Origin of the sequence: Halobellus ruber (assembly GCF_014212355.1) — an archaeon.
GTDB classification, from domain to species: Archaea; Halobacteriota; Halobacteria; order Halobacteriales; family Haloferacaceae; genus Haloquadratum; species Haloquadratum rubrum.
Window position 1 is genome coordinate 392,151 of sequence record NZ_JACKXD010000002.1, and the last position, 14,471, is coordinate 406,621.

Below are 14,471 nucleotides of genomic sequence, written 5' to 3' on the forward strand. Positions count from 1 at the left end.
GTCACTCCTGTGCGGCGGCGATCCCGTCGGCGACGTCGGCGAACGCCGCGACGTGGTCGTCGACCTCCTCGGCGGTATGCTGGACGCTCAGGGTCCACTGCTGGGAGGCGTCGTGGGGATGTGGGACCACGCCGCGGTTCACCATCCCGACCCAGTACGCCTCGTGGAGCGTCTCGTCGACGTGTTCCCAGTCTCTGAAGGTCCGGATCGGCTCGTCGGTGAAGTGGATTATCCCCTGGGAGCCCGCGGTCTTGACCTGGGCGTCGAGGCCCGCGTCCTCGATCACGTCGCGGTAGCCCTCGGCGAGCCGTTCGGCGAGGCGGGTGACGTGGTCGTAGGCCGCCGAATCGAGGATCTCCCGGAGCGTCACGCCCACCGCCCGCAGGGCCAGTGGGTTCCCGTTGTAGGTCCCGTAGTGGGCCATCCCCGTGGCGACGCCCTCGCGGAGGTCGGCCTCGATGAGCTCCATCAGCTCCCGCCGGCCGCCGAACGCGCCGACCGGGTAGCCGCCGCCGATGGCCTTCGCAAGCGCGACCAGGTCCGGCTGGACACCGTAGTACTCCGCGCCGCCGCCGGGGGCGAGCTTCACGCCGGTCTTCACCTCGTCGAACAGCAACACGACGTTGTACTCGTCGGCGAGTTCGCGCAGCCGCTGGAGGAACCCGTTTTCCGGTTCGACGAGACCGAGATTCAGACACGCGGGCTCGACGAGGATTGCTGCTACCTCCGTTGCGTGCTCCCGCAGCAGCCGTTCGACGCTGTCGGCGTCGTTGTAGTGGGCGAGCAGGATGTCCTCGGGGACGCCGTCCGGGATCCCCTGGGACTCCTTGACCGCGTTCGGGTCGGTCGCCGCCCCGGCCTTCTCCAGCGGCGGCATCGAGCTCACCAGGGCGGGGTCGTGGGCGCCGTGGTACGCGCCCTCCATCCGGATGATCTTCTCGCGGCCGGTGTACGCCCGGGCCAGCCGCGTCGCGTGCATCACGGACTCGGTGCCGCTGTTGGTGAACCGCACCTGGTCGATCGCGTCCCACCGCTCGATGAGGGGTTCGGCGGCGTACTCGATGAGGCGGCTCGGGCGGGTGTAGAGGGTCCCCTCGCCGATCTGTTCGATCGCCGCCTCCGACAGCTCGGGGTGGGTGTGCCCCACCAACTGGGTCCCGTTGTTGAGGGCGAAATCGAGGTACTCGGTGCCGTCGACGTCGTGTATCGAGGTCCCCTCCGCGCGCTCGGCGTGCATCGGGTGTGGCTCGAACGCACGGAAGGTGCTGCACACCCCCGCGGGGACGAGTTCGCGGAGGTCACCGGCCATCTCCGCGGAGTTCGGCGTCCGCTCGCGGTACCGCTCGCGCTCCTCGGCGAGGAGTTCCTCGGCTGTCAGGTCGGGCGAGGGGGGCTGGGTGTCGGTCGACATACCGGAATACTGTTTCCGGTTCTATCGCCGATCGACATAAATCTTTGTCACGAGTGCGATCACGGACGTCCGAGACCCGCACGCCGCGGATGTAGGCGGGCCCCCGGGCTACCCGAACACCGGAAACACGCCCGTTGCCACCGTCACGGCGAGCCCGACGACCAGGGCGCCGGCCAGCGCCTGCGTGGCGCCGTGGACCTGGACGTCAAGCTCCGCGGTCCGGGCGAAGACGGCTCCGGCGCCGGCCCCCAAGGCGCTCATCGTCCCGGTGATCGCGACGGCGTAAGTCCCTACGGCCACCGCGACGAGTTCCGGGCCGGCAGCCAGCAGCGTCGACGCGAACACGATCATCGAAAGCGGCGGCGAGAGGGTAAACAGCGCCCCCACGACGCCGGTCTTGAGGAACCCCGTCGTGGTGTGATCGGTGGCGTGTGCGTCGTCGCCGTCGTCGCCGAGGAACGGGAGACGGACGTGGGTATGTCTGCGCCGCGCGCCCTCGTGGTCGTGCGCGTAGACGACCTGCCGAAGGCCGCCGGTCGCGAGCGCCGCGCCGAGGACGCCGAGGATGGCGGCCACGCCGACGGTGCCGACGGTATCGAACACCGGCGGGACCCCCGTCCGGCCCGGAAGCAGGTAGCCGATGCCGAGCCAACAAACGACCAAGGCAACGTGGCCGGCGCTGAAACAGGCGCCGACGAACGCCGACAGCCTGGCGTCGCCGTACCGACCCGTCAACGACGTGATCCCCGCGACGTGGTCCGGTTCGACGGCGTGGGTGACCCCTAAAACGCCCGCGGTGGCGACCGTGCCGAGGAGCGTGACGCTCATCGCCGCCCGGGGGCGATCCCGAACGATGCTCCCGGATTCGACGCCGTCTTCGAACCCGCTCGACCCCGCCCACCCCGTCGCCGGCGCGCTTCCGAACTCATTACGCAGGCATTTACGACGGGGAAGTGAATCGGTTTTCAATTGGGTAAGTATTGTCTCATCAGTTCTTTTTTACCTCGAATGACTCAATTTGGTGGTGTACGATGCACGATTCGACACGAGATCTCCCACGGTTGCACCGCTCCGGACGGGGGCGCCACCGGTGAGCGACGACCTCGTTCCCGGCGAGATCCGGGTCGATGCGGAACCGGTCACGCTCAACGAGGGGCGGGAGACGGCCGAGGTTACGGTCGGAAACACCGGCGATCGGCCAGTCCAGGTCGGATCGCACTTCCACTTCTTCGAGGCCAACGCCGCCCTCGCGTTCGACCGCGAGGCGGCTTACGGGATGCGGTTGAACGTCCCCGCCGGCACCGCCGTCCGCTTCGAGCCCGGCGACGAACGGACCGTCGAACTCGTCGCCATCGGAGGTAAGCGCCGGGCCTCCGGGATGAACGGCCTCGTGAACGGCAGCGTCGACGGCGATCCGACGGCAGCGCTCCAGCGCGCTCGCGAGGCCGGGTTCCGGGATACGGGCGCCGATACCGGCGCGACCGAGCACACTGCCGGCGACGTTGACGAGGAAGCCGCCGACTACGGGGACCCCGAATGACCCGGGAGATCGACCGCCGGAACTACGCCGACCTCTACGGACCCACCAAGGGTGACAGGGTTCGGCTGGGCGACACGTCGCTGTTCGCGGCGGTCGAGGCGGACCTCCGGACGCACGGCGACGAGGCCGTCTTCGGCGGCGGGAAGACGCTCCGCGACGGGCTCGGGATGGCACCCGGCGTGACACAGCAGGAGGGTGCGCTGGATTGGGTCATCACGAACGCGACGGTGCTGGATCCCGTCGTCGGCATTGTCGCCGGCGACATCGGGATCCGGAACGGCGAGATCGTGGGGATCGGGAAGGCCGGCAACCCAGACACGATGGACGGCGTCGATATGGTCGTCGGGCCCTCCACGGACGCCTACCCCGCCGAGGGGAAGATCGCGACCGCCGGCGGGCTGGACATCCACGTCCACTGGAACTCCGCACAACTCCACGAACACGCGCTCGCCTCGGGCATCACGACGATGCTCGGCGGCGGCTACGGCGGCGGCGCGGCGACCACGACCACGGGCCCGGAGAACGTCAAACGGTTCCTCCAGGCCGCCGACGAGTGGCCGGTCAACGTCGGCTTCTACGGGAAGGGCAACGCCTCGGACCCCGAACCGCTGCACGAACAGATCGACGCCGGCGTCTGCGGGCTGAAGCTCCACGAGGACTGGGGATCGACGCCGGAAGCCATCGACACCGCCCTCGCGGTCGCCGAGGACACCGACGTTCAGGTGTGTATGCACACCGACACGCTCAACGAGGCCGGCTTCCTGGAGACGACCTTCGAGGCGGTCGACGGGCGGACGATGCACCTGTTCCACATCGAGGGCGCCGGCGGCGGCCACGCGCCCGACATAATGGAACTGGTCGGCGAGCCGAACATGCTCCCTTCGTCGACGAACCCGTCGATGCCGTACACCGACAACACCTTCGACGAACACCTGGATATGGTGATGGTCTGTCACCACCTGAACCCGGACGTCCCCGAGGACGTGGCGTTCGCGGAATCGCGGGTCCGCTCGGAGACCATCGCCGCCGAGGACGTCCTCCACGACGTGGGCGCGATCTCGATGATGACCTCCGACGCCCAGGCGATGGGGCGGGTCGGCGAGGTGATCCCGCGGACCTGGCAGACCGCCTCGAAGATGAAGTCCCAGCGCGGCCCGCTCCCGGAGGATTCGGAGTCCGACGGCGACAACCACCGGATCAAACGCTACCTCGCGAAGTACACGATCAACCCGGCGATCTCGTCGGGGATCGACGAGTACGTCGGCAGTTTGGAACCCGGGAAACTCGCCGACATCTGCCTGTGGGATCCGGCCTTTTTCGGCGTCAAACCCGCGATGACGTTCAAAGGCGGGTTCCCCGTCCACTCGGAGATGGGCGAGGCCAACGGCTCGCTCATGACCTGCCAGCCGGTCAAGCAGCGCGAACGGGCGGGCGCGAAGGGGACCGCCAAACACGCCCTGTCGGTGTCGTTCGTCTCGCCGGCCGCCGCGGAGGCTGGTGTCGGCGGGGCCTACGGCCTCGACAAGCGGGTCCTCCCCGTCGAGGGGACGCGCACGCCCGCCAAGGGCGATATGCTGTACAACGACTACTGTCCGGACGACATCGAGGTGGACTCCGAGACGTTCGAGGTGACGATCGACGGCGAACACATCACCTGTGAACCGGCGTCGGAGCTCCCGCTCGCACAACGGTACACGATCTGACGATGAAACTCACACCCAAAGAGGAGGAACGACTGACGGTCTTCACCGCCGCGGAGGTCGCAAGACGCCGCAAGGAGCGCGGCGTCCTGCTGAGCCACCCCGAGACGGTCGCGTACATCAGCGATTGGTGCATCGAGCGCGCCCGGGAGGGACAGTCCGTCGCGGAGATCCGGTCGGGGGCCACAGGCCTGCTCGGCCGCGAGGACGTGATGGAGGGGGTTCCGGAGATGGTCGATATGATCCAGGTCGAGCCGATGTTCCCCGACGGCACCAAGCTGGTGACGGTCCACGACCCGATCCGCGCCGACAGCGTCGGCAGCGAGGACGGCGCAGGCGACGATACGAACACCGACGGCGACGGCGGAGAGGGGGACGCGGAATGAGCCTCACCCACCGCGACGTCGCGACCGTCGGCATCGGCGGGCCGGTCGGCTCCGGCAAGACGTCGCTCCTGACGGAGATCGTCCCGGAACTCCGGGCGAGCGGGCTGGACGTGGGCGTGATCGCCAACGACATTCTCACCCAGGAGGACGCCGACCGCCTCCGGGAGCGGTTCGACGGGGTGGTGCCCCCGGAGCTGGTCGCCGGGGTCGAGACCGGCGCGTGCCCCCACACCGGAATCCGCGAGGATCCCTCGATGAACCTCCGACAGATCGACGCGTTCCTCGACGACCACCCGGAACTGGATCTCGTCCTGATCGAGAGCGGCGGCGACAACCTCGCGGCGACGTTCAACCCCGAACTCGCGGACTACTCGCTGTACGTCATCAGCGTCGCCGAGGGCGACGACATCCCGCGGAAGCGGGGCCCCGGCGTCGTGGATTGTGACCTGCTCGTGATCAACAAGACGGACCTCGCGCCGCACGTCGACGCCGACCTCGACGCGATGGAGCGCGACGCCGACGATGTCCGCGACGGCCCGTTCGTCTTCACCGACTGCAAGGCGCGGGAGGGCCTCGACGAGGTCCTGGCGCACGTCCGCGAGGGGGTGCTGTTCGCCTGATGGCGGCCGACGCCCCGCACCCATCGTTCGAGGCGTACGCCGCGGAGCCGGTGCCCCAGGCGGCGGTCGGCTCGCCCGGGAAGGACGGCCGGCTGGAACTGACCTTCCGGGAGACGGCGGGCGGGACCGCGCTTGTGAAAGACTACGCGACTGCGCCGTTCCACGTGTCGGGGACGCTCGATCACGATCCACACCCGGACGTAACGACCGTGATCGTCCAGTCGTCGACGGGCGGCGTTGCACAGGGCGACCGCCGCGACGTCGATGTCGCGGTCGGCGCCGACGCCCTCGCCCGCGTCACGACCGGCGGGTCCACGAAAGTGCAGTCGATGGAGCACAACTACGCGGCGGCGGACGTGTCGCTGTCGGTCGAGTCGGAGGGCCACCTCGAGTACCTGCCGGAGCCGACGATCCTGCACGCCGACGCCCGGTATCACGCCCGCCTCACGCTGGATCTCGCGGCCGACGCCACGGCGATCCTCGGGAACGTCGTCGTCCCGGGTCGGCTGGCCCGCGGCGAGCGCTTCGAGTTCGAGCGGTACCTGTCGCGCGTCCACGCCACCGGTCCCGACGGGCTCCTGTTCGAGGACGCCACGCACCTCACGCCGGGCGACGGAAACCCGACGGCCCCGGGCGTGTTCGGGGAGTTTTCGGTCTACGGCTCGCTTTTCGTCGCCGCCCCCGACCGCGACGCGGGAGCGCTGAGCGACCGGCTGCACGCGGCGGTCGCGGACCACGAGGCGCGGGCCGGAGCCACGGAACTCCCGAACGGCGCCGGCGCGGTCGTCCGCGCGCTGGGGCACCGCGCCGAGACGGCGCGGGCGGCGCTGCACGCAGCCCGGAACCGGGCCCGGAAGAGCCTGCTCGACGCCCCGGCGCCGTCTGGGAGGGCGTACTGATGCTGGTCGCCGAACGGTATCTCGGCCACCGTGACGACGCCGAGGTGGCGGCTCGGCTCTCGAACGCCGACCCCCACCGCGTGGTGCTTTCTGACACCGACCGCCGGCGCTCCCGGGTCCGGACCGAGACCCAGGCGGGGGCCGATCTCGGCATCGTCGTCGCCGCGGAACTCGGGGACGGCGACGTCCTCGAAACCGCCGAGGGGGACCCCGTGGTCGTGGAACTCGCGGCCGTCGACGCACTCGTCGTCGACTTCGGGGACAGCGACGTCCCGGCGACCGCGGCGCTCGCGGTCGGTCACGCGGCTGGAAACCGACACTGGGACCTCGCCGTCCGCGACGGGGAGGCCCTCTTTCCGGTTCCCGACACCCGCGAGCGGATGCGCGAAGCGATCGAAGGGGACCTTCCGGCGGGCGTGAGGACGCGTTTCGAGTCCGTCCCGCCGACGACCTTCGACGACGGCGGGACGCCGGAGCACGCCCACAGCCACAGCGGGGGAGGCCACGAGTACGAACACGACGCGGCTCACGACCACGGAGACCACGCACACTCCGGCATCCCCGGTCGCAGCGTTCGCTCCTCGGAGGACGGCCGTGATGCGTGACGACGCGACGCTCGAGGCGTTCCGCCTGGCCGACTCCTTTCTCCCGGTCGGCACGAACTCCATCTCTTCGGGGATCGAGCAGTTCGTCCAGGAGGGGCGGATCGAGAACCTCGACGACCTCCGGGCGGTGCTGGAGGCGTACCTCCGCAACCAGGTCGGAACGGCCGACCTCGTGGCGCTCCGGGCCGCACACGAAGCCGCCCGCGATGACGACGTCGCGGCCGTCCGTGCCGCCGACCGCCGGCTGACGGCCGTGACGCTGCCGGCGGAGTTCCGCGAGGCCGCCACCCAGTCGGGTGCCCGGCTGCTCTCACTCCAGCGTGACCTCCGCTCGGACCCGTTGTTGGACGCGTACGCCGCGGCAGTCGACGACGGAACGGCCCCCGGCAACCACCCGGTCGTGCTGGGCGCCGTCGCCGGCCGCGCCGGAATCGCGGAGCGGGAGGCGTGTCTGGTGTACTGTCACGGCTTCCTGACCGGGTTGCTCGGGGCCGCCCAGCGGCTGCTCTCGGTCGGCCACACCGGGGTCCAGCGGGCGCTCGATCGGCTCCGACCGACCGTCCGGGCGGCTGTCGACGCCAGCGACGCGCGGACGCTCGACGATCTGACGTCGTTCACGCCGCTCGCGGAGGTTCTATCGGCGGACCACGAGCGCGCGGATCGGCGCCTGTTCCTGAGTTGATTCGGGGCACCGCCGATCCTCGGGACAAGGCTCAAGCCCTCCGAGGGCATCAGCCACGGACGACAGGACCGGGTCCCGACCTACTGTCGCCCCGTGTCCTGTTGTCTCCAGTCGGAGAACCGGGGGGTTGCCCGCCTCCCGGCCTTTCGGTATCGCCGACGAGCGTGAGCCCCGTCTACGGGCCGTGCTGGCCGCCGAATCCACCCGTCACGGCTCCGTTCGGCCCCGATAGGCCCGATCAGCGGACGACCGTCACCGGAACGGGTGCCCGGTTGGCCACCTTCTTCGCGACGTTGCCGACGAACAGCCGGTCGCTCAACGACCCGCTGTGGGTCCCGATCACCACCGCGTCGAACCCCTCGGCCCGGTTCAGGATCGCTCGTGCGGGGTGGCCCATCCCCACCTCGGTGTCGATCTCCAATCCGTGCTCGGCCGCAAGTTCCCGCGCCCGGTCGAAGACACCCTCGGCCTTCGACTCGGCAGCTTCGCCGGCGTCGTCCTCCAGCGCCAGCCCCGCCGCCGTGCCACCCATCAGCGACGGGTTGCCGGCGACGTGGAGCACGGTGATCTCGGCCTCGGGATGGTTCTCGAGTGCGTATTCGAGGGCCCGTTCGGCCATCTCCGAGTCGTCCATCGGCACGAGGAGGCTCGATATCATACGTTACGTACGGCTCGGGGGATGATGAACCCGGCTGGTCAGGGCGTGACGAGGACGACCACGCTCTGAACGCAGTGCCGGCGGATCAGTCGTCGGCGGGCGTGGGCGTCGGCTGCCCTTCGGGTTCCTGTTCGGTCGCGGGCGACGCCGGCGTCCACGCCAGATCGCCGGCGTAGTGGAACACCCGGTGGTCGCGTTCGGGGTCGACGACCGAAAGCGAGAGCCACCCGTTGTCGAGCAGGCGCGTCAGGTCCTCGTGGTCGGCGAGGATCCCCGTGACGCGGTCGGTCGGCGCGTGGACCACCGTCGAGAGCCGGAGGGGCTGGTGGTACGGTTCGTCGTCTGCGGCCATCACCGACTGCAGCGGAAGTCCCGTCATCACGTCGCCGCCGTTGCCCTGGTAGACGCCGACGTTGCCGACGGGGTTCTGTGTCACCTTCGAGCCGCTGCCGTAGACCCCGGTGTCGACCGTCGCGAAGTAGTACTGGGCGTTGATCCACTGGGTGACGACCATCGGCCCCGTGAGGACGGCCTCCAGGGCGTCGCCGTCGGGATCGGTCCGCCAGTCGTAGGAGTGGAGGAACGCCCGGCCGTCCAGGTCGACCCCGGCTGTGAGTTCCCGCGGCCCGATCACGAACCCCGCGTTCCCGGCCAACCCCCACTCCGGGCGGGTCTCCGCCCAGTCGGCCGCGCGGCGCTCGGTCTCGCGGACACCCGATTCCGGGGCGGCGCCCATGTCCTCGGCCCGCTCTGCGGCCGCGCCGGCGCGGGCGGTTGCGAGGTCCGCGCGGAGTCGTTCGACGTCGTCGGCGTGCGTTCCGGGGACGGTGCCGGCGTACAGCGTCACCTCGTCGGTGGTCGTGTTGTGTTCACCGGCGACGAAGACGGTGTCGTCGGGCACGTCGATCCCGCGCTCCCGGAGATCGGTCCTGACGGCCTCGTCGTTGCAGATCGCTGCGAGGACGCGGGCGCTCGGGCCGCCCGGGTTGCCGGCGCAGGCGCCGCAGTCGAGGCTCGAGTCGAACGGGTTGTTCGCAGTCTCGCTTGCGTGGCCCGCGAAGACCACCAGCCGCCCGAACTGCTCGATCCCCATCAGTTCGAACGCCGTCGCCGCGTACTCGACTTTTTGTTCGTGTGTGAGCCCGGACGGAAGCGCTCCGGCCTCGGAGCGCCCCTCGAAGTCGGGCTCGCAGAACTCGTGGGCGTCGGGCAGCCGGCGGTCGGCGGCGTCCAGCAGGTCGTAAACGCGCGTGGGCAGCAGCGTCCGGAGGATAAGCCCCAGGCCGTACCCCGCGCCGGCGCTCTCGACGAAGCTAAACGCGGTCGCGGCGTTCGAGCGGAGGTCCGCGAGCGCCTCCGAGGCAGTCTCGCGGGCGGCGCGCCAGCGGTCGTATGCGCCCTTCTCCCCGGCGGTCCCCGACGCCGGACGGTCCGCGATGTGGTGTTCCGGCTCCAGGATCGGGGGGCAGGCGTCGACGGTCACGTCGGAGCCGTAGCCCTCGTGGCGCATCGGAATCCCGAAGAAGCCGGCGTAGCCGTGGGTCTCGTAGTCGCCCGCGGCCTCGATGTGCCGCCGGATGATCTCCGACCGGGTGTCGATACAGAACACCAGCTGCGCGTCGGGGCGATCCGCCGACTCGCTGTCGGCGAGAAGCCGGCTCGCCTCCGCGACCGCTCCGGTCAGCTCCGACCGGTAGCTGCGCTCCCACGCGGTCAGCCACACCTCGGGGAGGGGAACGCCCGAGGCGGCCGCCTCCGTCGGGTCCGTACGTGTCGCCGCGTCGGGGTGGGCGGGCGCCTCGTCGGGCGCGAGCGGGGCGTCGAACTGGTCGGCGAGCGCCAGCCGCGCCGCCAGATATCCGGGCAGGGAGATCGGATACGCCGACTGCCAGGCGTCGCCGTCGCCGACACGCTGTTTGATCAGGCCGGTCCACCCCGGCAGCGCCGCCAGGTGGAACTCCAGGATCGCCCTCCGCTCCGGTTCGGGATACTCGTCGAGAGACGTCTGAACGACCTGAACGGGGTCGCCAGGGAGGGCGGCGATCGCCTCGCCGTTCGGGATCTCGTCGTCGTGGCGGGCAACCGCCCGGAAGGCCGTATAGAAGCCGCGGTCGCGGTCCGGCATCGCCCACTCCGCCCCGCCCTGGTCGAGGAACGCCGCCAGCCACTTGGTGAGGACGGCGTCGACCCGCTCGGTCGCCGGCGACGTCGCGGTGTCGTCGGCCGTCCCCGACGGATCCGACTCCGCGGCCGCCAGCGCCGAGAGCGACGCCTCGGGGTCGGTCTCGTACCCGTGGGCGTCGAGTTCCTCGCGGAGGAGTTCGGGGTCGATCCGTCCGTCCTCCAAGGCGCCCCGGAAGACGGCTGCGCTCGGGTAGCCGTCGCCGCCGAGGAGTCGCTCGGCGTCCGCAACGGCCTCGTGGAACGGCGTGTCCTCGAACCCCGCGAGTGGGTTCGCGGTGACAAAGGAGTGCAGCGGCCAGGCGGCGCCGACGGCGTCGGCCGCCGCGTCGATACGATCCTCGATAGCGGTCTCAGTACTCATTGTAGTCCTCCGTGGCGGTTAGCTGCGTTTCGGGGGCGGGCTGGGTTGCGTTCAGGAGCGCGACGTAGACCCGCCGGCTCCGCTTGTAGGCGCCGGTCTCGACGGCGAGATACGCCGCCAGGAACGCGACGGCGACAAGCCCGTGGATCGGGGTCAACGCGGCCGGCTCCCCGACCGCCGGCAGTCCGGCGAGGAGTCCGGCCACGACGTTGTAGACGCCGGCGTAGACGGCGATGGCCGGTATCGCGACGACCGGGACGGCACCGTAGCGGACGGCACCCGGGAGCGCGGCGTCGGCTACGAACCCACGGGCGGCGTGGAGCGTCGTCAGCGTCACGAGCAGCGTGAGCAGGAGGCCGGAATCGAAGCTGGTGCCCTTCCCGGTCAGCACCGCGAAGGTACCCCCCGCCGCGAGCGCGGTGCCACCGGTCGCAACGACCCCGAGCGGCGTCAGCGAGCCGGAATCCGGCGTCGCAGTCGGGTGCTCGTGGTGGACGGTGCCACCCGACCCCAGGAACTGGTAGGCCTTGTAGAACCCGTGGAGGATCAGGTGGGCGACCGCGGCACCGAAGAAGCCCAACCCGGCCTGGACGATCATAAAGCCCATCTGGCCGACCGTCGAGCAGCCGAGTTTCCCCTTGACGTCGGTCCGGACGGTCTTCAGGAACTTCCCCAGGATCGCGCTCGTCGCGCCGACCAGGACGACCGCGAGCAACACGCCGGCGTCGACGGTGACGACCGGCGCGAACCGCACGAGCAGGACCCCGCCGGCGTTGACGAACCCGGCGTGCATCAGCGCCGACGCCGGCGTCGGAGCCGTCATCGACGAGAGCAGCCAGGTGTGGAACGGCACCAGCGCCGACTGGATCATCGCCGCGAGCAGGAGCGCGGCCGCGACGAGGAGCACGAGCGCCGAGGGGGCGGCCTCGACGGCAGCGGGAACCGCTGATATCGCGGCCGCCCCGGTCGACAACCGGAGCGCGCCGATTGCGACCGTCAGTGCGGCGCCGCCGGCCAGGAAGTACCGGCGGGCAAGCGCCGCGGCGGCCCCCGCCTGCGGCCACCCCTCGACGTGGCCGATCAGCTCGGCCATCACCAGCCCCATTGTGACCCACGCGGCCACGAACAGGACGAAACTGTCCGCGGCGACCAGGACCATCACCGTCAGCGTGAACGCGAACACGCGCCCGACGAACCGGTCTACGGTCCGGCTGCCGGCGAGGTAGCGCCGCGAGTAGCTGTGGACGATGCCGCTGAAGAACGTGACAGTCACCCACATCACGGCCGTCAGCCCGTCGACGACCACGAGGCCAGGTACCCCCCAGGAGAGGTCGGCGACGACCCGGGCGGCCAGCACGCCGACGCTCGCGACACAGAGGAGCCAGGCGAGTCGCGTCAACGCCCACGGCACCCGGGAGCCCGAGCGCGTCGGCGTCGGCAGCTGTCCTACAGTCGTCGGTCCGTCGTGTTCTGTCATCGTTCGTATCGTCCACGACCGGCACCTGCGACGACGCCCCTCCGACGTCGCGCATCCGGTCTTCGGTCGTATCTGTCCCCTTCTACGAACGATACGGTTATTAAATCTATCTAAATTACCAGAACGTTCCAAAAAAGTGTATTATAGAACGTGATGGTCATCGGCGGGTGACCCCTGACGGCGGCGGGTAGAAAACCATATCATCACGGGCGTGCGGGTTTCAGGTATGGAGGAGGTAGCGGGGACCGTGCTCGTCGGGGACTCGTTCGATCCGGTCTCCGGGCGTGTCGTCGTCGAGGACGGCCGAATCGAGGCGATAGAGGAGACCGGGACCGACTCGACCGACATCGTTCTCCCGGCGTTCGTCAACGCCCACACGCATCTGGGGGACTCCGTCGCGAAGGAGGCCGCGGTCGGACTCTCGCTCGGTGAGGCGGTCGCGCCCCCGAACAGCCTGAAGCACCGGCGGCTGGCTACCGCCGACCGCGGGGACCTTGTGGCGGCGATGCGGCGGACGCTCCGGTTCATGCACCGCACCGGCACGGCGCGGTGTCTGGACTTCCGGGAGTCGGGTCCGGCCGGCGCCCGCGCGTTACGGGACGCCGCCGGGCCGGTGGAGTTCGACCCGTTCATCTTCGGCAGCGGTGACCCTTCGGTTCTGGATATCGCCGACGGATACGGCGCCAGCGGGGCGAACGACGACGACTTCGCCGAGGAACGCGCCGCTGCCGCCGAGCGGGGCGTGCCGTTTGCGATCCACGCCGGCGAACCAGACGCGACGGACATCCATCCCGCACTCGACCTGGACCCCGACCTGCTCGTGCATATGATCCACGCCGAGGGCGAGCACCTGAGCCGCGTCGCCGCCGACGACGTACCGGTCGCGGTCTGTCCCCGCGCGAACACCGTCCTCGGCGTCGGCAAACCGCCGATCCGGGACCTGCTCGACCACACGACCGTCGCGCTGGGGACCGACAACGTGATGTTGAACCCCCCGTCGATGTTCCGGGAGATGGCCTACACGGCCAAGCACTTCGACGTGACCGCTACGGAGGTGCTGGGGATGGCGACGCGGGCCGGTGCGGAGGTGGTCGGGCTGGATTGCGGCGTCATCGCCCCGGGCAAGCGGGCGGAACTCCTCGTGATCGACGGCGACTCCGACAACCTCGCCGGAACCGAGGACCCGATCCGGGCGGTCGTCCGCCGCGCGACCGGGCTCGACGTCGCCCGCGTCGTGCGCTAAGCGTCCGTTCGGGGGTCGAACCGCCCGAACGGCGTGGTCTCGTGGCTCCGGACCAGGACCTCGTCGGCCACGGTCAGGCCCATGTCGAGGAGTTCCTGTGCGACGGGCGTGATGTCGCTGTCGGACTCCCCGACGGCGGTCACCAGCAGGTTCTGATCGCCGGTGACCAGCTCCTGGACGGAGACCACGCCGTCGATTTCGAGAATGTCGGGGATGAGGTCGCCACGCTCGGGGATCGACGCGGTACAGAACAGCAACATCCGGAGCGGGTACCCCGACTTCTGGTAGTCGACTTCCGCGCTGTAGCCCTTGATGACGCCTTCCGACTCCAGCCGCTGGATGCGCTTGCGGACGGTGCTGCCGGAGGTTCCGGTCCGCTCGGCGATGTCACCGGACGACACGTTCCTGGCGTCCTCTTGCAGCGCGTACAGGATCGCCTCGTCGACGTCGTCTGTCGCGTCGTCGGCCATACCCGTACCTCCGCGGCACGGCCACTTTATCTTGTACCCTGTCGGGGGCCGCCCGGCCGACCGCGGCTTCGCCAGTCGGTTACTCCCTTCTGCCCTCGTTCGTCCCGATCCCGGTCCTAACTAACCAGTGCCGCCGCGGACGGACAAGGAACTGATACTGTTGGCTATAACTACGTGAAGATTTTCGGCACCTCGGGGTGCCGAAATCCTTCACGCGACTATAGCCGACAGTATG

At 70.0% G+C, this 14,471-nt stretch carries 14 protein-coding genes; 8 read left to right on the forward strand and 6 right to left on the reverse strand.

Features of this window, described 5'->3' with window-relative positions; translation table 11 throughout:
- Position 1: 1 nt before the first annotated feature.
- Positions 2–1,411, reverse strand: coding sequence for an aspartate aminotransferase family protein (locus tag H5V44_RS06970; RefSeq protein WP_185192384.1), 1,410 nt, complete (start codon positions 1,409–1,411; stop codon positions 2–4).
- Positions 1,412–1,519: 108 nt separating this feature from the next.
- Positions 1,520–2,239: a hypothetical protein gene (locus H5V44_RS06975; protein ID WP_185192385.1), complete on the reverse strand. Its 720-nt coding sequence runs from the start codon at positions 2,237–2,239 to the stop codon at positions 1,520–1,522.
- 262 nt (positions 2,240–2,501) lie between these two features.
- Between H5V44_RS06975 and H5V44_RS06980 the strand changes: the two genes are divergently transcribed.
- Genes H5V44_RS06980 through H5V44_RS07010 form a run of 7 tightly spaced genes read left to right on the forward strand, consistent with a single transcriptional unit; the run spans position 2,502 to position 7,843 of the window.
- Entirely contained in the window at positions 2,502–2,951 is a 450-nt protein-coding gene (locus H5V44_RS06980) for an urease subunit beta (RefSeq protein WP_185192386.1), read from the forward strand.
- Positions 2,948–4,654, forward strand: a complete 1,707-nt coding sequence (gene ureC / locus H5V44_RS06985; protein ID WP_185192387.1) for an urease subunit alpha — start codon at positions 2,948–2,950, stop codon at positions 4,652–4,654. Before H5V44_RS06980 ends, ureC begins: the two co-directional genes overlap by 4 nt.
- A gap of 2 nt (positions 4,655–4,656) precedes the next feature.
- Positions 4,657–5,037: an urease subunit gamma gene (locus H5V44_RS06990; RefSeq protein ID WP_185192388.1), complete on the forward strand. Its 381-nt coding sequence runs from the start codon at positions 4,657–4,659 to the stop codon at positions 5,035–5,037.
- Positions 5,034–5,657 (forward strand): urease accessory protein UreG, encoded by a 624-nt coding sequence (gene ureG, locus H5V44_RS06995; protein WP_185192389.1) that lies wholly within the window; start codon positions 5,034–5,036, stop codon positions 5,655–5,657. Before H5V44_RS06990 ends, ureG begins: the two co-directional genes overlap by 4 nt.
- The gene (locus H5V44_RS07000; RefSeq protein ID WP_185192390.1) at positions 5,657–6,556 is read left to right on the forward strand and encodes an urease accessory protein UreD; all 900 of its coding nucleotides are present in this window, start codon (positions 5,657–5,659) and stop codon (positions 6,554–6,556) included. The genes ureG and H5V44_RS07000 overlap by 1 nt, the downstream gene beginning before the upstream one ends.
- A complete protein-coding gene (locus H5V44_RS07005; RefSeq protein ID WP_185192391.1) occupies positions 6,556–7,161 on the forward strand; it encodes an urease accessory protein UreE in 606 nt (201 codons plus the stop codon). The genes H5V44_RS07000 and H5V44_RS07005 overlap by 1 nt, the downstream gene beginning before the upstream one ends.
- Positions 7,154–7,843: an urease accessory protein UreF gene (locus H5V44_RS07010; protein ID WP_185192392.1), complete on the forward strand. Its 690-nt coding sequence runs from the start codon at positions 7,154–7,156 to the stop codon at positions 7,841–7,843. The genes H5V44_RS07005 and H5V44_RS07010 overlap by 8 nt, the downstream gene beginning before the upstream one ends.
- Before the next feature lie 238 nt (positions 7,844–8,081).
- On the opposite strand, the gene H5V44_RS07015 is transcribed toward H5V44_RS07010, so the two are convergent.
- From H5V44_RS07015 to H5V44_RS07025, 3 genes are all read right to left on the reverse strand, one after another.
- Positions 8,082–8,501 (reverse strand): universal stress protein, encoded by a 420-nt coding sequence (locus H5V44_RS07015; protein ID WP_185192393.1) that lies wholly within the window; start codon positions 8,499–8,501, stop codon positions 8,082–8,084.
- 85 nt (positions 8,502–8,586) lie between these two features.
- Positions 8,587–11,046 (reverse strand): DUF2309 domain-containing protein, encoded by a 2,460-nt coding sequence (locus H5V44_RS07020; RefSeq protein ID WP_185192394.1) that lies wholly within the window; start codon positions 11,044–11,046, stop codon positions 8,587–8,589.
- A complete protein-coding gene (locus H5V44_RS07025; protein WP_185192395.1) occupies positions 11,036–12,523 on the reverse strand; it encodes a proton-conducting transporter transmembrane domain-containing protein in 1,488 nt (495 codons plus the stop codon). Before H5V44_RS07025 ends, H5V44_RS07020 begins: the two co-directional genes overlap by 11 nt.
- A 226-nt stretch (positions 12,524–12,749) precedes the next feature.
- Between H5V44_RS07025 and H5V44_RS07030 the strand changes: the two genes are divergently transcribed.
- Entirely contained in the window at positions 12,750–13,766 is a 1,017-nt protein-coding gene (locus H5V44_RS07030; protein WP_185192396.1) for an amidohydrolase family protein, read from the forward strand.
- Here the strand turns inward: H5V44_RS07030 and H5V44_RS07035 are convergent.
- Positions 13,763–14,236 (reverse strand): Lrp/AsnC family transcriptional regulator, encoded by a 474-nt coding sequence (locus tag H5V44_RS07035; RefSeq protein ID WP_185192397.1) that lies wholly within the window; start codon positions 14,234–14,236, stop codon positions 13,763–13,765. The genes H5V44_RS07030 and H5V44_RS07035 overlap by 4 nt on opposite strands.
- Positions 14,237–14,471 lie beyond the last annotated feature (235 nt).